This window comes from Rhizobium sp. AN73 (assembly GCF_030757975.1).
GTDB lineage: Bacteria > Pseudomonadota > Alphaproteobacteria > Rhizobiales > Rhizobiaceae > Agrobacterium > Agrobacterium arsenijevicii.
Genome location: NZ_JARWME010000002.1, coordinates 2,693,864 through 2,714,065, shown reverse-complemented (window position 1 = coordinate 2,714,065; position 20,202 = coordinate 2,693,864). Strand labels below are relative to the sequence as shown.

The 20,202-nt window shown below is 60.1% G+C and carries 9 protein-coding genes; 3 read left to right on the top strand and 6 right to left on the bottom strand.

Annotation, left to right across the window (positions count from 1 at the left end; translation table 11 throughout):
• Positions 1-27 precede the first annotated feature (27 nt).
• The gene (locus tag RBH10_RS23175; protein WP_281038288.1) at positions 28-765 is read right to left on the bottom strand and encodes a LuxR family transcriptional regulator; all 738 of its coding nucleotides are present in this window, start codon (positions 763-765) and stop codon (positions 28-30) included.
• A 337-nt stretch (positions 766-1,102) separates the two neighbouring features.
• Here RBH10_RS23175 and RBH10_RS23170 point away from each other — a divergent pair, with 337 nt between their 5' ends.
• Positions 1,103-2,866: a glucan ABC transporter ATP-binding protein/ permease gene (locus tag RBH10_RS23170; protein ID WP_082065844.1), complete on the top strand. Its 1,764-nt coding sequence runs from the start codon at positions 1,103-1,105 to the stop codon at positions 2,864-2,866.
• Positions 2,867-3,568: 702 nt separating this feature from the next.
• Here the strand turns inward: RBH10_RS23170 and RBH10_RS23165 are convergent.
• Positions 3,569-12,064: a GH36-type glycosyl hydrolase domain-containing protein gene (locus RBH10_RS23165; RefSeq protein ID WP_281038289.1), complete on the bottom strand. Its 8,496-nt coding sequence runs from the start codon at positions 12,062-12,064 to the stop codon at positions 3,569-3,571.
• 585 nt (positions 12,065-12,649) lie between these two features.
• Here RBH10_RS23165 and RBH10_RS23160 point away from each other — a divergent pair.
• Positions 12,650-13,828, top strand: a complete 1,179-nt coding sequence (locus RBH10_RS23160) for a M20 aminoacylase family protein (RefSeq protein WP_281038290.1) — start codon at positions 12,650-12,652, stop codon at positions 13,826-13,828.
• A gap of 451 nt (positions 13,829-14,279) precedes the next feature.
• Complete coding sequence (locus RBH10_RS23155; RefSeq protein ID WP_281038291.1) at positions 14,280-15,383, top strand: NAD(P)/FAD-dependent oxidoreductase; 1,104 nt, start codon at positions 14,280-14,282, stop codon at positions 15,381-15,383.
• A 16-nt stretch (positions 15,384-15,399) separates the two neighbouring features.
• Here RBH10_RS23155 and RBH10_RS23150 read toward each other — a convergent pair whose 3' ends face one another.
• The 4 genes from RBH10_RS23150 to denD all read right to left on the bottom strand — a co-directional run bounded on the left by RBH10_RS23150 (position 15,400) and on the right by denD (position 20,168).
• Entirely contained in the window at positions 15,400-16,374 is a 975-nt protein-coding gene (locus tag RBH10_RS23150; RefSeq protein WP_281038292.1) for a threonine/serine dehydratase, read from the bottom strand.
• 114 nt (positions 16,375-16,488) lie between these two features.
• A complete protein-coding gene (locus tag RBH10_RS23145; RefSeq protein ID WP_281038293.1) occupies positions 16,489-18,273 on the bottom strand; it encodes an IlvD/Edd family dehydratase in 1,785 nt (594 codons plus the stop codon).
• Between the two features lie 9 nt (positions 18,274-18,282).
• The gene (locus RBH10_RS23140; protein ID WP_281038294.1) at positions 18,283-19,185 is read right to left on the bottom strand and encodes an NAD(P)-dependent oxidoreductase; all 903 of its coding nucleotides are present in this window, start codon (positions 19,183-19,185) and stop codon (positions 18,283-18,285) included.
• Complete coding sequence (gene denD, locus RBH10_RS23135; protein ID WP_003516536.1) at positions 19,182-20,168, bottom strand: D-erythronate dehydrogenase; 987 nt, start codon at positions 20,166-20,168, stop codon at positions 19,182-19,184. The genes RBH10_RS23140 and denD overlap by 4 nt, the downstream gene beginning before the upstream one ends.
• Between the last annotated feature and the right edge of the window lie 34 nt (positions 20,169-20,202).

Here is a 20,202-nt window from a genome sequence, read left to right as displayed (position 1 = left end):
ATTCCGGCGAGAACTGTCCTGTTTGCGCTAGCTCAGCAAGCCGTGGCGAAAAGCAAGTGCTACAGTATGCTGCCGGTTCTTGGCGCTGAAGCGGCGCTGAATTCCATTGATGTACCAGTCGACCGTGTGGTTGGAGATCGATAGCTGGCGTCCAATTTCCGTCGAGGTCATGCCATCCGCCATCAGCGTCAGCACCTCCATTTCCCGCCTTGTAAGGTCAAGAGCGGAAATATTCGGCGCGTTGGTGAGGCCATGGGCCTGACCTGAAAGATCGAGCAGGCGCCAGAACACCGCGCGCGTGGCCGCATCGAGCAGCTCCACCTGCAACGAGGGCAATTGCCGGTCCTCGCCGCCAAGGAACACCGCGCCGATAAATCCCGCCCGTCCGTGAACGGGAAAGGCGTAACCGCCCTGCAGACCGTAACGGCCGGCATCGTGAAAAAAGACATTCGCCCTTTTTCGATGCATCGCGCGGGGCAGACCCTCCAGCGCCTCTTTCCACTGAAACGGCTTGTGCACCGTGCCGATCACCTTACGGACCGGATCGACGAGATTATATTTCTTGGCCCGGTAGACCTCGAGCCACCCTTCAGGGAGATGTTGTGCGAGTACCTGGCCTGTCGAAGCAAGGTCTCCGGTCATCCGCCGGCTGACGAGGAAATATTCGAAACCGTATTCGCGAATGAGCGTTACGAATTCCGAGCGAACACGATCAGCGTTTCCCGCCTGGTAGCACGCAGAGATGAAGTGAAGAATATCATGCATTAAGACACATGCCCGGAGCTTGGCTGAAAGGGATGACATGAAGGACATGGTCCCGCGAGGACATCATGTTACTCGGGCGCCGGTCGGTTCAGACTGAACATATCGTCGTTAGCAATACCTGAAACGAACATGCGAAATCTTGTGACGGCGTCCCCTAGAAACATCGGGGTTCAGTTTTTTTCGGTTCGCACGCGCGCTCGGTTTGTTAAGCCGCCATTCAGACTGAAAGAGCGATAATTACACAAATTTCGCCGTCTCATGCAACCTTGCTAAAACAGCATTGCATTGAGACCGAACAATCAACCGCTCGAAACAGACGCCGGACTGGATTGAAAATTTGACCTTGTTTCAGGTTTACACACGCGCCCTGCGCTATCTGACCGTACATAAATGGCGGGTGTTGGTCGTTGTCATCGCCAACGTCATTCTTGCAGCGATCACCATTGCCGAACCCGTGCTGTTCGGACGGATCATCGACGCCATCTCTTCCGGCTCCGATGTCACCTCCATCCTTATCCTGTGGGCGGGCTTCGGTGTCTTCAACACCGTGGCTTATGTCGCAGTCGCCCGCGAGGCCGACCGGCTGGCGCATGGCCGCCGCGCCTCGCTTTTGACGGAAGCCTTCGCGCGGATCATCTCAATGCCGCTGTCCTGGCACCATCTGCGCGGCACCTCGAACGCGCTGCACACGCTGCTGCGCGCCAGTGAGACGCTGTTCGGCCTGTGGCTCGAATTCATGCGCACGCATCTGGCGACCTTCGTGGCGCTGACGCTGCTCATCCCGACAGCCATGGCCATGGACATGCGCCTCAGCTTCGTCCTGATCGGCCTCGGCATCGTCTACTGGTTCATCGGCAAGTGGGTGATGGGCCGCACCAAGGACGGCCAGGCGTCCGTCGAGGAGCACTATCACAGCGTTTTTGCGCATGTCAGCGATTCCATCAGCAACGTGTCGGTTCTGCATAGCTACAACCGCATCGAAGCTGAAACGAAAGCGCTGAAATCCTTCACCGAAAAACTGCTGAGCGCCCAATATCCGGTGCTCGATTGGTGGGCTTTCGCGAGTGCCTTGAACCGCACGGCCTCCACTGTTTCGATGATGATCATCCTCGTCATCGGCACCGTGCTGGTGAAGAGCGGCCAGTTGCGTGTCGGTGACGTCATTGCCTTCATCGGTTTCGCCAATCTTCTCATCGGCCGTCTCGACCAGATGCGCCAGTTCGTGACGCAGATTTTCGAAGCCCGCGCCAAGCTCGAGGACTTCTTCGTGCTGGAAGATTCCGTCAAGGAACGGGAAGAGCCGGGTGATGCTCGCGAATTGTCCAATGTCTCCGGCACCGTGGAGTTCCGCAACATCAACTTCGGTTTCGCCAACACCAAGCAGGGCGTTCACGACATCTCGTTTACGGCGAAAGCCGGACAGACCATTGCGATCGTCGGGCCGACGGGTGCAGGCAAGACCACGCTCATCAACCTCCTGCAGCGCGTCTACGATCCGGATTCCGGGCAGATTCTCATCGACGGAACCGATATTTCGACGGTGACGAAAAACTCGCTCCGCAACTCCATCGCCACGGTGTTCCAGGATGCGGGCCTGCTGAACCGTTCCATCCGCGAAAACATCCGCCTCGGCCGCGAATCGGCGACCGACGCGGAGGTGGTGGAAGCGGCGGCAGCGGCAGCGGCGACGGATTTCATCGACAGCCGCATCACCGGCTACCTGACGCAGGTGGGCGAACGTGGCAACCGCCTGTCCGGTGGCGAACGCCAGCGCATCGCCATCGCCCGCGCGATCCTGAAGAATGCCCCTATTCTGGTCCTCGACGAGGCAACCAGCGCGCTGGACGTGGAAACGGAAGCACGCGTGAAGGCCGCCGTGGATGCGCTGAGAATGAACCGCACGACTTTCATCATCGCCCACCGCCTTTCGACGGTTCGCGATGCCGATCAGGTGCTGTTCCTCGATCAGGGCCGTATCGTCGAAAAGGGAACGTTCGACGAGCTCAGCCAGCGTGGCGGTCGCTTCACCTCGCTGCTGCGCACCAGCGGCCTGCTGAACGACGACGAAGGTCAGCCCCGGCCAAAGGCCATAGCTTCCTGAGGCTCTTAGCTTTCGGAACGCAAAAAGGGCGAACAGCATGCTGTTCGCCCTTTTTCTTTGTCCGCTTCGTGAAGACCACGCAGAAGCATAGATCGCCTATCGGACAATTTCGGTCAAAGAATTTGCCAGCCAAAAATCTATCTGCCCGAATGGGAGGACATTTCCCAAAAAGGCAACAAGACCTGCCGTGGCATTGATCAAGAGAACTCCGAGAAGCACACCAAGTGCGATTCCGACGCTCGTTCTCCGAGGATAGCGCGCCAACCAACACGACAACGCCAAGGAAAGAGTGGCGAACAACACCAGTAATGCTGATCCTGTAAACGATCCGCTGAATTGCAAGACAACGTCCTTTCCCATCTACCGAGATTGTCGTGAAACCCTCAGAAACCGCTACCAACCCCTGCGGGCAATTCGTGAAGCCGACCATAGACGATAGATTCCTGCCACGGCACATCTTTCAGAATGGACCGCTCGCAACGACTGCTTCTGGTCGAAGTGGTCGATTCCCAGGTTGAACCGGACAGCCCCGCCCCGCGCTTCATCCAGGCTTTCATGGATAACCTCATCTCAGAAGGAGCTTGGGCTTCTGAGCAACGATCCGGCCGACATACCGCAGAGGTAAAAGGCAGCTTATAAAAGTTCGGCCCCCTGCGTCACCGCAGGGGGCCGATTTTAAAAGCGAATAGAGACCTCGTCGCCTCAGTCGAAAGGAATGACCCGATCACCTGCCGACAGGGGCTTGCCATCGACGGACACGGAAACCTCCGCCGAGCCGGCCTTGCGGCTGACGACGATGTCCTTTGCCTTTCCGTCGAGCGTGATCTTCACCGAGAAACCGCTCCAGTCTTCCGGCAGCGAAGGCGCGATATGAAGCTTGCCGTTGGTTCGGGTGATGCCAAGGATACCCTCTATCGCGGCGCGATAGAGCCAGCCGGCAGAACCCGTATACCAGCTCCAGCCACCACGGCCCGCATAGGCGCCCTCACCATAAACATCCGCAGTCACCACATAGGGTTCAACCCGGTAGGTTTCGGACGACGACGCATCAAGCGCATGATTGACCGGATTGAGCAGCTTGAAGCAGTTCCAAGCCTCCTGGGCGCGGCCCTGTCGTGCAAGGGCGAGCACTACCCAGGTCGCCGCATGGGTATATTGTCCGCCGTTTTCGCGCACACCCGGCGGATATCCCTTGATGTAGCCCGGATCATGCGGCGCCCGCGAGAAGGGCGGAGTGAACAGGCGGATGATGCCGGTCTTTTCATCGACCAGATGCTCCATCACGGCGTCCATCGCCTGTCGTGACCGGCCTTCTTCACCTTCACCGGAAAGAACGCTCCAGCTCTGGCCAAGTGAATCGATCTGGCATTCCTCGCTGGTGGCAGAACCAAGCGGCGTGCCATCATCAAAGTAACCACGCCGGTAATAGCTGCCGTCCCAGCCCGCTGTTTCGAGAGCATTGCGCAGCTTTTCGCGGTGCGCCGCCCACTTGCCGACACGCTCGGTATCGCCACGCTTCTCAGCGATCTCGATGAAATCGCGAAGCGCCCCGGCCAGGAACCAGCCAAGCCACACACTGGTGCCTTTGCCGCCGATGCCGACACGGTTCATGCCGTCGTTCCAGTCACCGCCGAGGATCAGCGGCAGACCGTTTTCGCCGGTGCGATGGATGGCGAGATCGAGCGCCAGCGCCGCATGTTCGTAAAGACTTGCGGATTTGTCGCTTGTCTCCGGCTGGAAGAAGGCATCGTGCTGCCCCGGCATCAATGCCGGACCCTTTATGAAGGGGATACTTTCATCGAGGATGGCGCTATCGCCCGTGGCCGATACATACTGGTTGATCGCATAAGCGAGCCAGACCACATCGTCCGAAATCGTCGTGCGGACACCTGCACCGGTCAACGGCAGCCACCAATGCTGCACGTCGCCTTCCGCAAACTGACGGCCTGCCGCGCGCATGATCTGCTTGCGGGCGAGATCCGGCTGATAGAGCAGGAAGGCCAGCGTATCCTGAAGCTGGTCACGGAAGCCGAAGGCACCGCTCGACTGGTAAAAGGCCGTGCGGGCAAGGATACGGCACGCCAGCGCCTGATAGGGCAGCCAGCTATTGACCATGTGGTTGAAGCCGGCATCGGGCGTGGAAACCTGCAACTGGCCGGTAAAGCCAGTCCAGAACGCCTTGCTGCCCTCCAGCACCGACTGGAAATCCGCCTTGCGAACCTCTCCAACCAGCGTGGCCGCCTCCTCTGCATTATCGGCATCGCCGAGAATGAACGTCATATGCCGCTCTTCACCGGGCTTCAGATGGATTTCCTGCATCAGTGCAGCACAGGGATCACCATCGACCTCGGTGCTGCCGCTGAGTGCTGCACCGGACACGATGCCCTGCGGGGCCTGTGCCGAACCGAAGCGGCCGATGAATTCCCGGCGGCTGGTGGTGAAACCGCTGGCCTCGCTGTCGAGCGTCAGGAAGGCAGTGCGGGTGCTATAGTCGATGCTGTAGGGGTTCGACGCGAAAATCGCATTGCTGCCGGCATCGTGCCTGCTCAGGATGAACGGCGCGGATTTCTGGCCGTTATTGCCCAGCACCCATTCAACATAGGCATAGACCTTCAGGCGGCGGCTTTTCGAACCCTTGTTGCGAACGATGAGCTGCGAGAACTTAACCGGCTTTTCACGGTCGACCGTCTGCGTCACCTCGACTTCAAGCGTATCCGTCTTGCCGGTCAGTACGGAATAACCGAGACCATGACGGGTTTCGAACAGCGCTTCCGGATCGCGCGATAGCGCGGCGAAAGGTGTATAGAGCTTTCCTGTTTCCACATCGGCAACATAGAAGGCTTCGCCCGGCCGGTTGATGACCGGATCGTTGCTCCAGGGGGTCAACTGATAGTCGCGCGAATTGCGGCTCCAGGAGAACCCGGCGCCTTCCGCCGACACATGGAAACCGAAGCTTTCGTTCGAGATGACGTTAATCCACGGATGCGGCGTGGACTGTCCACCATGCAGGCGCACGACATATTCCTGTCCGCTTTTGGCGAAACCGCCGAAACCGTTCCAGAAATCGAGATCGCCTTCATCCTCGACCGGCTCCGCAACGGGGAAGGCCGGCACCGGCAGGCGGGTCTGCGCAGTTTCAGTCGTACCGTCAGGACCGCGATGCGCCGCAAACAGCGAGACCGCGCGGTTGATCTGATCGACGATCTTGCCATTGCGGACGTGCAGCACAACGCGGGAAGCCGCCAGGAGCGCGCTCCAGGTCTCTTCGTCCATCAGGTCGCGACGCACGGAGAATACGTGCGGGCGGCCGCCATCGGCGGGATTGATACGGCGTTGCGCCTCGGAGATGTGATCCAGCGCATGCTGCATGTCCTGCGCATAGGACGCGGCCCGCTCGTTGACGATGACGAGATCGAAGATCACGCCGCGTGAACGAAGATATTCGTGGGCGCTGAGCGCTTCGCGGGCGATATCCATATCCATATCGTCGTTGATGCGCAGGCTGAAGATCGGGAAATCGCCCGAAATGGCAAGCGGCCAAAGCGCCCGCTGCGAGGCGAGGCCCGTTTTCAGGGTTTCCGAATCCGCACGCAGATGCATGTCGGGATAGGTCAGATAACGACCGAGATGCTGGAAAGCGGCGGCCTGCTGCGAGGTGACGCCCACATGGCGCATCTGCACCTGCGTGCGCGTCCAGGCATGCACGAGTTCATGGGCGAAAGCGTCCGGATGGCGATAACGGTCGATCGCCTTGTCGACTTCCTCACGGCTCGGCGCGGCAATCGTCCAGAAGATAACGCTCACCTTCTTGCCCGCCGGCACACGCACGGTGCGACGCAGCGAAAGGATCGGATCGAGCGTGAAACCATCGGTGCTGGAAAGCGTAGCGCCGGCATCGAATGCCGCCGCTTCACCAAGCGACCGGCCGCGACCGATGAACTTGGCGCGGTCCGTCTCGAACTCGGTCGGACGGGACGGGCCGGCATTGTCAGCAGCAAGATGCGCGATGATCGTGCCGGGCTCATTCGGGCTGCGGCGATTGCGCCAGGCGCGGATAACATCACCGCGGCGGCCGATCTCCGTCTGCACGAACATCCGCGAGAACAGCGGATGGGCGTTGTCGTCGTCCTCAGACGCAATGACCGGCTCCATATAGGAGGTCACTTCGATGTAGCGATCCTCGGAACCGACATTGAGCAGGGTCACGCGGCGGCCATCGGCATCGTGCTCGGTGGCGACGATGCATTCGACGACACTTTGCAGATCGCCGACATTCTTGTGGAACTCGGCCTTGTCGTCGGTGAAGATCGTTTTGGTCTTTTCGCCTTCGATGACACGCGGCTCAGCCGTCGCACTCCACCATTGTCCATTGGTGGTATCGCGCAGGAAGATGAAGGTTCCCCAGCGATCTTCGGTGGGGTCCGCCTTCCAGCGGGAAATCGCCTGTCCGTTCCACTTCGAATAACCCGCACCCGTCGAGGTGAGCATCGTCGAATAATGGCCGTTCGAGAGGAACACCACTTCGCGGTCGCGCACGGCCGGGTCGACAATGGAGCGCACTTCCGCACGCAACAGGTCGGCCTGTTCCTTGCCGGGCGTTTCCGGCTCGTATTTGGCGCTCATGACAGGCACTTCGCGCGGTGCCTTTTCCTGCAGCAGCAACTCGGCCGCCTCGATTACCGGATCGGAATGGAAGAGTTCGCGCAGCACGCCATCAAAGGCGACGTTGGCGACGGCCGCAATCGACATGCCATGGTGGTGGGCGTAGTAGTTGTAGACCACCGCGCAGACCTTGCCATCCGGCACGCGTGTCGGCGTGAAATCCACCGCATCGTGGAATCCGTACTGGCCAAGCGCACCAAGCTTGCGCAGCTTGTCGAGGTTTTCCAGAGCACCATCAGGATCGTACTGGCTGGCGAGGATCGACGCATAGGGCGCAATCACCGCATTCTGGCCAAGGCCACGCTTGAGGCCAAGCGTGGGCACGCCGAAGTTGGTGTACTGGTAGTTCATGTTGTGATCGCGGGCGTTGAACGCCGCTTCGGAAATGCCCCATGGCGTGCCAAGGCGGCGGCCGTGGTTCATCTGTTCCTTGACGATCAGATTGTTGGTCTGGTTGAGAATGCCACCCTGACGCTCCTGCATGACGAGCGGCGGCATCAGATATTCAAACATCGAGCCGGACCAGGAGACCAGCGCGCCCTGCGCACCAATCGGCACGACCTGACGGCCGAGACGGTACCAGTGCTCGGTCGGCAGATCGCCCTTGGCGATGGCGAAGAGGCTGGTCAGACGGCATTCAGAGGCGAGAAGGTCGTAGCAGGCCTCGTCCAGCTCCTTGCTTTCGACGCGGTAACCAATCGACAGAAGACGGCGATCCTTGCGGTAAAGGAACGTGAAATCCATCGAGAAGGCGAGGTTGCGGCTGCGGTCGCGCAGCGATGCGAGACGCTGGCGCAGCGGTTCCATATTGGTGAGGTCGATGGCGCTGTCGGAAATATGCGCTTCGCAGCAATCCACGAGCAATTGCGCCCAGCGGGTCACTTCCGCACTCTGCGCAGACTTTACCTCGTGATCGACGTTGGTAGCGAGTTTCTGGATGTCACGCGCAAGTACCGCGAGATTGATGACGCGGATCGACGCGAATTCATGCTCGCGCTTGACGGAGGCCAGCGCATTCGAAAAACCGACGATACGCTCTTCGAGACGGCGATGCAGCGGACGCAGGTTCTTGCGGTCGTCGGGCAGCGCTTTCAGCGTTTCGCGCAGGATGCCGGCCAGATCGCCGATACCGTCCAGATTGCCTTGAAGATGCGCGGAAGGCGCTTCCGCCCACTGGCGGCAGGCAGACGAGACCGCAATCAGGTGACCGGCAAGGTTGCCGCTGTCCACCGCCGAAACGTAGCGGGGGCCAAGCGTCTGCAACGTGTCCGTATGATACCAGTTGTAGAGATGGCCGCGATGTTTCTCCATCTTCTCGACGGTCTGGATCGTGTTCTCGATCCGCTCGAGAGTATCGGCAAAGCTGATCCAGCCGAACTGGCGCGCCGAAATGATGGAAAGCAGGTAGACGCCGATATTGGTGGGCGAGGTGCGCGAAGCGACGATCGGCTCCGGCGTTTCCTGGAAGTTGTCCGGCGGCAGGTGGTTTTCCTGCGGCGTCACGAAGGCCTCGTAATAACGCCATGTGCGGCGCGCGATCTTGCGAAGCTCGAAGGAGACATGTTCCGAAACGAACAGCCGGTCTTCGGTTTCCGCCGACTGGCTGACATACCAGGCAACGGCTGGAGACAGAACCCAGAGCAGCGTGAAGGGAATGCCGATCAGGAAAGCATTGTCACCCGGCAACGCCGCAAACAACAGCCCGAGCATGGCCACAACAGGCGCATGCCACATCTGGCGGAAATAATAGGTGATGCCACCCTGCGCGCTCGACTGCATGCTGGCGGCGGTACGCCATTCCAGCATCAGCTTGTGGCTGACGAGCAGGCGATAAAGCGAACGGACAATCGCATCCGTCATCATGCAGGCAGCATCGGCAATGAAGACGATACGCAGCGCCACCTGCGCATTGGTGGCGCGGATTTCCGACCAGATGGTGTGGAAATGCGCCTGCGGCACGATGTCGGTGGAGCGCGGCACGAGGCCGGAAAGCAACGAGAGCGTCGGTGCGACGAACAGCGAGAAGATCAGCAGGATCTGCCAGATCAGCGCGCCGAGCGGGTCCATGAAATACCAGCCGAGAATAGAAGCGAAGAACCAGGCAATCGGCGTCAACGAACGACGCAGATTGTCGACCATCTTCCAGCGGCCGATGGCGGTAACGCCACGGGCGCGGTCAACGATATAGGGCAGCAACTGCCAATCGCCACGCGCCCAGCGATGCTGGCGCGAGACTTCCACCTCGTAGCGGGTCGGGAAATCCTCGACCAGTTCCACGTCGGTCACCAGCGCGCAGCGCGCGAAGGAGCCTTCGAGCAGATCGTGGCTGAGGATGGAGTTTTCCTCGATACGGCCCTTCAGCGCCGCCTCGAAGGCATCCACGTCATAAAGACCCTTGCCGGTGAAGGTGCCTTCGGAGGTCAGGTCCTGATAAACGTCGGAAACGGTGAAGACGTAAGGATCGATGCCGCGGTTGATCGAGAAGACGCGCTGGAAGACGGAGGCGTCCTTGCCGGTCGTGAGCGACGGCGTTACGCGCGGCTGCAACAGCCCGTAGCCTTCGACGACCCGGCCGGACACCGGATCGATCACCGGACGGTTGATCGGGTGATGCATCTTGCCGACGAGCTTGGTCACCGCATCGCGCATCAGGCGCGTATCGGCATCCAGCGTCATGACATACTTGACGTCGGTCGGCACGATATTGGCGCCACCGAGGAATGTCGTGTCCTTGTCGCCACGCAGCAGCATGTTCAGTTCATGCAGCTTGCCGCGCTTGCGCTCCCAGCCCATCCAGCAGCCTTCGGCCGGATTGTAGATGCGGCGGCGATGCAGCAGGTAAAAACGCGTCTTGCCATCAAAGGCATAACGGCTGTTCAGCGCCGCAAGTTCGCGCTTGGCATAGTCGAGAATCTCGAGGTCGTCGTCAGACTGTTCGTATTGCGCATCACGCCAGTCGCTGACCAGCGCGAAATAAATCTCACCATGCGGATTGGCGAGATAATGCACCTCGATATTGCGCATCATCTCGTCGACGCTGTCGCGGCTGGTCAACATGCAGGGCACAGCAACAAGCGTGCGGGCATCCTGTGGAATACCGTTCTTGAACTCGTATCCGACCAACCGGAACGGCTTCACGAAGAAAGTGACAAGCGTGTTGAACAGACCGGTAGCGCCTTCCGAAGCAGGCAATGCGAACATCAGCAGGAATGCGGTCACCACATACCAGGGCATACCCGCTTCCGCCAGGAACCAGCCGACAGCAAGCATGACGAGTGCGGTAATGAGAAACACCGGCGCCGCAATCGCGAGCCAGTTGAACTTGCGCATCGAGCGGACGATATGCTGCGATACCAGCGGCCGGTAACCCAGCACCTTTTCAAGCTCGAACCGGCGCTGGCCGACAAGCACGGAGCCGACATTGACGCGGTGGTTTTCGGCCACCTCGGCAGGCTCGACGGATCGCGCCATTTCGACGGCGGCGCGCGCGACCTCTACCTCGCTCTTGGGAGAGCGGCGCGCGAGAAGCTCGATCGTGTTGCGGTAGGTGTTGCGGGAACCGAAATCGAGAACCTCGTAGTCGGTTTCCTCACGCAGAACCTTGTCGATATGGCTGACTTCCTCGAACCACACCGACCATTCGGTATCGTCTATCTCACGCAGGCTCTTGACGATATTGCCCATCGTCACGTTGCCGGATGCCAGGCGATTGTGTTCCGACATCATGACATTTTCGGCGTCGGTGCCGGCAGCATGCAGGCGTTCTTCGAGCCAGGCCACCGCAAAACCAGAGGTCTGCGAGCCGTTGCGGAGACGATAGAGGAACTGCGTCGCAAAAGTCGGGTCATCGACCAGCGAATCGACCTGCTTGAGAAGCGCCGCGGAGGCCTCCGCATCGTTGAGACGAATGATCTCGTCGACAACTTCATTCGCCTTCTGGCGCATGCGGCGCGAGCGCTCCACGCGAATGGAGATGCGTCGAAGATTTTCGATGAGAACGAAACGGATGATGGAGGGCAGCGCCCACAATTCGCCGATCTGCAGCGTCTTCGACGTCTGGTAGCCATCCACCAGCGCCGTCATGTTTTCGCGCGAAACCGTGCTGTGCGTGTGTGCGACATAAAGCCAGCCGAGCGCCATGACCCGCGGGATCGTCACGCCGCCCACCGTCATTGTCGGCAGCTGGCGATAGAACTTGCGCGGAAAATCGCGGCGGACTTCCTGGATCGCCTCTTCGATGACGTAATGGTTGTCGAGCAGCCATTCCGCCGCCGGGGTTATCGTCGCACCATTTTCCGCGTCGACGGCCGTTGTGCGGTAGACCCGCAGGATTTCCTTCTCGTTCTCGCGGTGGCGCTCGAAGAAATCGAACTCCATGAAGCCGGGAAGATTGTCGGCACCATCGCGCGAAAGCGCGGCACCGGCATCATGCAGTTCCTCGACCGTCATATAGGACGCGCGGATCGAATCATTATGATCGATCTGCTTCGTCTCGGAATCACGGGCGGCGGCGGTCGGGGTGATATGAAATGACATCGGGCTCGTATTCTGAACTTTATGGAAACTTGTTCGACTTGACCGGCATTTCGTCCATGGCGGGAACACGCACGAAATCGGGCCACGCTATATTTATGATTTATCCTGAACCTTCGGTGAACCGGACCAGCCGTCGTGCGCAACGCATCGTCAAACGGCGCATATCCGCAAGCACGGCGTTTTTCGGCGCAATCCGCCCGATATCCCTGCAAAGCCAGGGATCGGTGCGAAGAATGGATTTTCGACGACAGGAAAATTTCGCCCTCTGGCCCGGCAATGCCGTTCCAAGCGGATTTCGCACCTTCCCCCACGGCGAAAATTGTTCGCGCAACGTCCGATAATCCCCCTTTGACACCTGAAGGGCAACACGGGACCGAGAAGGCCCGCGCTACATCCGAAAAAAGCTAATGCCCCAGGACGTCAATAGTTCCATGCCACCTGTCGCGATACGATGCAAGCGCTGAATTTCAAGGCCTTTCGGCTCCGGGAGCGTCCCTTATGTGCGCCCTTACATACGTCTGCATATGCTGCTATGCCCTTTGCAAAAGGCGCCGGAAAAAAGCGGCGTAACCAGGGACTTCGAAAATGACCAGACAGACCGCGAATATCGCATCCTTTGCCAATCATATGCCGGATGTGGTGGCGATCCGCCACCACCTGCACCGTCATCCCGAGATCGGTCTTTCCGAATTCCAGACGTCGGATTTCATTGCCGGACAGCTGGTGGAAATGGGCTACGAGGTAACGCGTGGGCTTGCCGGAACCGGCATCGTCGCCACCCTGCGCAATGGTGAGAGCACCCGCACGCTCGGCATTCGCGCCGATATCGATGCCCTGCCGATCCATGAGGAAACCGGGGCGGACTATGCGAGCGCCAATGAAGGCGTGATGCATGCCTGCGGTCACGACGGACACACGGCCATGCTCTTGGGCGCGGCGAAGATCATCGCCGAACGCAGGAATTTCGACGGAACCCTGCATCTGATCTTCCAGCCGGCCGAGGAGAATTTCGGCGGCGCCCGCATCATGATCGAGGATGGGCTGTTTGACCGTTTCCCCTGCGATGCGGTTTTTGCCCTCCATAACGATCCCGGCCAGCCCTTCGGACAATTCGTCCTGCGCGACGGGCCGATCCTCGCCGCCGTCGACGAATGCAAGATCACCGTCAACGGTTATGGCGGCCACGGCGCCGAACCGCAGGATGCGGCGGATCCCATCGTTGCCGGCGCAAGCATCATCATGGCCCTGCAGACGGTGGTTTCCCGCAACATCCATCCGCAACTTTCGGCCGTCGTCACCGTGGGCGCATTTCATGCCGGCGTGGCCAGCAACGTCATTCCCGAAACGGCGGAAATGCTGCTCACCATCCGCTCCTTCGACGCGGGCGTGCGCGACGAGCTGGAAAAGCGCATCCGGGCGATAGCCGAAGGCCAGGCCGCGAGCTACGGCATGAGCGTCACACTCGATTACCAGCGCGGTTATAACCCAACCGTCAACCACAAGGCGGAAACGGACTATGTCGCCGGTCTCGCCCGTCGTTTTGCCGGGGCGGAAAAGGTGGTTGAAATGCAACGCCCGTCGATGGGCGCCGAAGACTTCGCTTACATGCTGGAGAAACGGCCCGGCTGTTATTTCTTCCTCGGTACTGCACGCACCGATAACGACCCGCCGCTGCACCATCCGAAATTCGACTTCAACGACGAAATCCTGCCAATCGGAACCGCCTTCTGGGTCGATCTGGCAGAGGATTATCTCAAGGTGTGAATGAATATAAAAAGGCCGGTCGGAGGAGCGACCGGCCTTTTTTTCTCAAGTTTCCTGATGAGAATATCTGGGAGGATCAGGGAACGAGACCAAGTATGACCGCAGCCACGAAAGCCAGGCACACGCCGACAAGAGCTGCATGAACCGAATCTCTCCAGCTGCGCGGCGACTGGGGTTGCGAGACAAAGTCTTTTACTTTTCCGGCCTTGGAATAAGACATTGTACACTCCCTTCCTTGCTCGGCCCGTCAAAGCGGGCACTGCTCATTTCCCCTAAAGAATAGCTTTATTCCCCACTGTTTCAGTAGAGATAAAATTCCATAAGTTCGGCGCATTGGGAAAAATACGGATCGCGACTTGCCGCCGGACAAGCATCAATCTACCCATTGCGCAGGATCAACGTGGCGGACGGCATTTCCGTTCAAAACCATCGGAGGGCTTGGATAAGGACCATGACGGACATCGACGCCATCATCATCGGAGCCGGGGTGATCGGATTGGCGACAGCCCGCGAGCTGGCGATGCGCGGCCTTTCCGTCATCATCCTCGAAAGCGAAAAGGAATTCGGATCCGCAACCTCGTCCCGCAACAGCGAGGTCATTCACGCCGGACTTTATTATCCGGCCGGAAGTCTCAAGGCTCGCCTTTGCGTGGAAGGAAGAGAGCAGCTTTATGCGTTCTGCCAGAGCCACGGCGTTCCGCACCGTCGTTGCGGCAAACTCATCGTGGCAGCAGATGAGGCCGAGACCACTCTGCTGGCAGCGCTCAAGGACAAGGGTTATGCCAATGGCTGCGACGACCTCGAACTGATAGACGAGCGGCAGGCGCTCTCGCTCGAGCCTGCGCTCACCTGCGCTGCGGCCCTGATCTCACCCTCGACCGGCATCATCGACAGCCATGGTTATATGCTGGCGTTGCTTGGCGACGCGGAAGACCATGGCGCCGCCCTTGCCTTGAACGCACCCTTCGAAAGAGCGGAAGCGACCGGTAACGGTTTCCGGGTTCACGTGGGCGGGAAAGAGCCTCTCAGCCTGACATGCCGGCTGCTCGTCAACTCCGCCGGCCTTCTGGCGCCGATGGCAGCAAAAAAGATCGAGGGCTTGCCGGAGCACGCCATACCGGAAGCGCGTTTCGCCAAGGGCAGTTATTTTTCGCTTACCGGCAAATCGCCGTTTTCACGGCTCATCTACCCTGCACCGCATACTCACGGCCTTGGCGTGCATTTGACGCTTGATCTCGCCGGTCAGGCCCGTTTCGGACCTGACGTGGAGTGGGTGGAAACCATCAATTATGCCGTCGATCCCCGCCGCATGGAGGGTTTCGGCGACGCGATACGCCGCTATTGGCCGGGCCTTCCCGAAAATGCGCTGGCTCCGGCCTATTCCGGCATCCGGCCGAAGATTTCCGGGCCAGACGAACCGGCCATGGATTTCCGCATCGACGGGCCGGAAACGCATGGCCTTGCCGGCCTCGTCAATCTTTTCGGCATAGAAAGCCCGGGCCTCACCGCATCGCTGGCGATCGCCAACGAAGTCGCGGCACGGCTCGAGGCCTGATCTCAGCCCTTGCCTCTCAGCCGAAGCGGGATAGCGCGTCAGCCATAATTCCCGGATCGACATTGCCGCCAGAGGCAACCGCAATCACCGTTTCGCTCTCCAGCTCGTCACCATGAAACAGGGCCGCCGCAAGAGCCACTGCACCGCCGGGTTCAACGACGACCTTCAGCCGATTGAAGGCGAGAACCATGGCTCGCAGCGCCTCTTCTTCGGTCACGGCAAGGCCTTTTCCACAAAGCCCGGTCATGATCGGGAAGGTGATGATGCCGGGCTGCGGTGTGACGATTGCGTCGCAGATCGATCCCGCGGTGGTGGCGTTACGCTCGACCTTGCCCGAGGCAAGGGAGCGCGCCACATCGTCGAACCGCTCCGGTTCGGATGTCCTGACCTTGTAGTTCGGGGCTTTCGCCGCAAGTGAAAGGGAGATCCCGGATGTGAGGCCACCGCCACCGCAGGGCACCAGAACCTCGGCTGCATCGATACCCAGCTCCGCGCCCTGTTCGGCAATCTCCAGCCCTACCGTCCCCTGCCCGGCAATGACCAGCGGTTCGTCGTAGGGCCTGATCAACGTCAGCCCACGCTCGCGCGAAAGGCGATCTCCGATAGCGTCGCGATCTTCGTTCTCGCGATCATAGAGCACCACATCCGCACCATAGGCGCGGGTATTGTCGATTTTGATCTTCGGTGCATCGGACGGCATGATAATGACGGCAGGAACGCCGTGCAGACGGGCGGCCAGCGCCACGCCCTGCGCATGATTGCCAGAGGAAAAGGCGATCACGCCTTTGGCGCGCACATCGGCCGGCAGGCCGGATACCGCCGACCAGCCGCCACGAAATTTGAACGAACCCGTCCTTTGCAGGCACTCGGCCTTCACGAACAGCTTTCGCCCGGCAATCTCGTCCAGAAAAGGCGACGACAGAAGCGGTGTCCGCACTGCATGCTTGCCGATGCGCTCGCGCGCAGCCTCGATCATCGAAATATCTGTCATGCCCTGCCCCTGTAATGCGGATCTACGGGTACATTAGGAGGTCGCAATCAATTGCGAAACCGCCTGAGCAAGAAAAATCCCCGGTCGTGACCGGGGATTTTTCGTCGCGCTTGATTAGTGATTATGCCGGGGCATCTTCTCAGCAATCCGGCGGAAATCCGCAGCGCCTTCGAGCACCGCACCATCCGAAAGCTGGGTCACGGATTGGCGATAGATGCGCTGCCATGGGGTCGCATCCGCGGGCACGGCGGGAATGCCGTCTGCCTTGCGGGCCTCGATCTCTTCATCCGGCACCAGCACATTGCATTGACCCTGATTAAAATCGATGCGGATCACATCACCGGTGCGAAGCCATGCCAGACCGCCACCGGCGGCACTTTCCGGCGAGGCATTGAGGATCGACGGGCTGTCCGCCGTTCCCGATTGCCGGCCGTCGCCGATCGTCGGCAGGCTGGTGATGCCTTTTTTCAGGAGCGCATCCGGCGGCTGCATGTTGACGACCTCAGCAGACCCCGGCCAGCCAAGCGGCCCCGCTCCACGAATGACGAGAATGGTGCGTTCGTCGATATCGAGGGACGGATCGTTGATGCGGGCATGATAGTCTTCCGAACCATCGAACACCACACATTTGCCTTCGAAAATACCCTCACGGCCCGGCTCACTCAGATAACGCTGACGGAATTCCGCCGAAATCACGCTCGTCTTCATGATGGCGAAATCGAACAGATTGCCCTTGAGAACGAGGAAACCGGCCCGTTCCTTGAGCGGCTTGTTATAGGGCAGGATCACATCGCGGTCTGTCGATTCCCGCCCGTCCAGATTTTCCGCCACGGTCTTGCCGGTCACGGTCGGACAGCTTCCATCGAGCTTGCCCACTTGCAGAAGCTCCCACATGATGGCGGGCGTGCCGCCGGCGCGGTGGTATTTCTCGCCCAGCCATTTGCCGGCGGGCTGGACATTGGCAAGCAGCGGAATGTCGTAACCGTGGACCTGCCAGTCCTCTTCACGAAGCTCGACGCCCGCATGTTTCGCCATCGCCGCCAGATGCGGCTGGGCATTGGTCGATCCGCCGATTGCCGAATTGACGCGGATCGCGTTCAAAAACGCCTCGCGCGTCATGATGTCGGAAGGCTTGATATTCTCGACAACCAGTTCGACGGCGCGGCGGCCGGTGCGATAGGCCATCTGGCCGCGTTCGCGGTAAGCGGCCGGGATTGCGCCGCAGCCGGTCAGCGACATGCCGAGCGCTTCGGCAATGGCGTTCATGGTCGAAGCCGTGCCCATGGTGTTGCAATGGCCGACCGAAGGGGCGGATTCGAGCGCCGCCTGCAGAAATTCCTCGCGGGTGATTTCGCCAGCGCCGTATTTGCGGCGCATGCGCCAGATGACGGTGCCGGAGCCGACCAGATCGCCATCATGGTATCCGTCGAGCATCGGCCCGCCGGACAAGACGATGGCCGGAATATCGACCGTGCTTGCCGCCATCAGCGCCGAAGGCGTGGTCTTGTCGCAGCCAGTGGTCAATACGACGCCATCGAGCGGATAACCGTAAAGCACTTCCACGAGGCTGAGATAGGCAAGATTGCGGTCAAGCGCCGCGGTCGGACGTTTACAGTTTTCGAACATCGGATGGGTCGGAAACTCGATGGGGATGCCACCCGCATCGCGAATGCCGTCACGAACGCGCTTGACCAGCTCCACATGGACGCGGTTGCAGGGCGTCAGATCGCTGCCGCTCTGGGCGATGCCGATGACCGGCTTGCCGGAACGCAGCTCTTCTGGCGTGACGCCGTAATTCATGAAGCGCTCCAGATAGAGCGCCGTCATGTCGAGATGATCAGGGTTGTCGAACCAGTCCTGGGATCGCAGCCGCCGCACGGGTGTATTCTCGTCGCTCATGAGATCGCCTCAGCCCTGTTCGCGGTTGTTGAGTTTTTCGAGGTAAAGCAGGATGCCGCTATGGTCGATATCGGCTCCGCCATCGCTGACGAAATCATCGAATTCCCGCGTTACCTGCTGGGTCAGCGGCAGCGTCAGGGACAAATCCTTCGCCGTTGCCAGCACGCCATTCAGATCCTTGAGCTGGAACTTGGAGGGACCGCCCGGCACGAAATTGCGCTTCACCATGCGTTCGCCATGCAGTTCCAGGATCCGGCTTTCGGCAAAACCGCCGCGTATGGCATTGCGGAACCCTTCGCGGGATGCTCCGCCCGCTTCCACCAGCATCATCGCCTCGGCAACCGCGCCGATGGTGATGGCGACGATCTGCTGATTGGCGAGCTTGCAGAGCTGACCCGCGCCCGAAGGACCGACATAGGTGAGCCTGCCCATCGGCGCGAAGAAATCCGATAGGCTTGACACCAGCGCCTCGTCTCCGCCGGCCATGATGGCAAGCGTGCCCGCAGTTGCGCCCGGCACACCACCGGAAACCGGTGCATCGATATGATGAAGGCCCAGCGCCTCAAGCCGGGAGGAATGTTCACGCGCAATAGGCGGCGCAATCGAGCTGCTGTCGATGACAACAGCGCCTTTTTCCAGCGCTTCGGCCACACCCGCTTCGAACAGCACCTCGCCCACGGCCTTGCCATCGCTCAGCATGGTGATGACGATATCAGCACCCTTGGCGGCTTCGGCCGGCGATGCCGCAAGAACCGCGCCATCGGCAACCAGCGCCTCAGCCTTTTCGACGCTACGGTTCCAGACCGAAACCGAAAAGCCAGCGCCCAGTAGGCGTCGGGCCATCGGCCCGCCCATCAGGCCCGTGCCGATAAAGGCGACAGACCGCTTCTTCTCCTCCCCACTGATACTCATTTCAGTGAACCTCCCAGTTCGTCCTCGATATGAACCTGAATGATCTCTTCAAAGGAGCTTTCAGCGGTAAAGCCCAGCTCGCGGGCGCGCTTGGCCTCAAAACCGGGCGCCCAGCCTTCGCACATGCGCATGATCATCTCATTCGGCTCGCGGCGGATGAGGGCAACGGCCTTTTCGCCTGCAACCTTGCGCAGCGCTTCGATCTGTTCGCCGACGGTGGCGCTGAGGCCGGGCATCGACAGGTTGCGGCGCGGACCGACCTTTTCCACGTCGATCGTAGCACCGTGGAGAAGGAAACCAACGGCGGAGCGCGGCGAAGCGTGCCAGTGGCGAATGCTTTCCGGCACCGGCAGAACCGCTTCCTGGCCGACAAGCGGCTCGCGCAGGATATTGGAGAAAAAGCCGGAAGCGGCCGCATTCGGCTTGCCGGGACGAATGCAGATGGTCGGCAGACGAATGCCGATACCATCGAAGAAACCGCGACGGCTGTAATCGGACAGCAGCAGTTCGCAGATCGCCTTTTGCGTGCCGTAGCTGGTCAGAGGCGTGGTGTGAAACTCATCCGGGATAGGATAGGGAAGCGGCGCACCGAACACGGCGATCGAAGAGGTGAAGACCACACGCGGCTTGTATCCGTCCTTGCCGTTGGCAATGCGGATAGCGTCGAAGAGATAGCGCGTGCCATCGAGATTGATGCGATAGCCCTTGTCGAAATCGAGTTCGGCTTCGCCGGACACAATGGCGGCAAGGTGAAAGATGACATCGGGACGGGCCTCGACCAGCTTTTCGGCCTCGCCCGGCGCGGACAGATCGGCCGCGCGCGCATCGACCGCACCGGAGAAGCCGGCGGGCGCTTCAGGCTGAAACACGTCAATAAGCGTGAACCTGTCGATCGACTTGCCGCCAAGCGATCCGTCCTTGACGAGACGCTGCGTCAGCTTGCGGCCAACCATACCTGCGGCGCCGATGATTGCGATATGCATGTCTTCCTCCTCTTTGGCCCGGTCATTCTCCCGA

Excerpts from the sequence above, each read along its gene's own strand:
- RBH10_RS23165 (WP_281038289.1), bottom strand. The coding sequence starts at position 12,064 with ATGTCATTTCATATCACCCCGACCGCCGCCGCCCGTGATTCCGAGACG.
- RBH10_RS23150 (WP_281038292.1), bottom strand. The coding sequence starts at position 16,374 with ATGACAGATATTTCGATGATCGAGGCTGCGCGCGAGCGCATCGGCAAG.
- RBH10_RS23145 (WP_281038293.1), bottom strand. The coding sequence starts at position 18,273 with ATGAGCGACGAGAATACACCCGTGCGGCGGCTGCGATCCCAGGACTGG.
- denD (WP_003516536.1), bottom strand. The coding sequence starts at position 20,168 with ATGCATATCGCAATCATCGGCGCCGCAGGTATGGTTGGCCGCAAGCTG.
- RBH10_RS23175 (WP_281038288.1), bottom strand. The coding sequence starts at position 765 with ATGCATGATATTCTTCACTTCATCTCTGCGTGCTACCAGGCGGGAAAC.
- RBH10_RS23140 (WP_281038294.1), bottom strand. The coding sequence starts at position 19,185 with ATGAGTATCAGTGGGGAGGAGAAGAAGCGGTCTGTCGCCTTTATCGGC.
- RBH10_RS23160 (WP_281038290.1), top strand. The coding sequence starts at position 12,650 with ATGACCAGACAGACCGCGAATATCGCATCCTTTGCCAATCATATGCCG.
- RBH10_RS23155 (WP_281038291.1), top strand. The coding sequence starts at position 14,280 with ATGACGGACATCGACGCCATCATCATCGGAGCCGGGGTGATCGGATTG.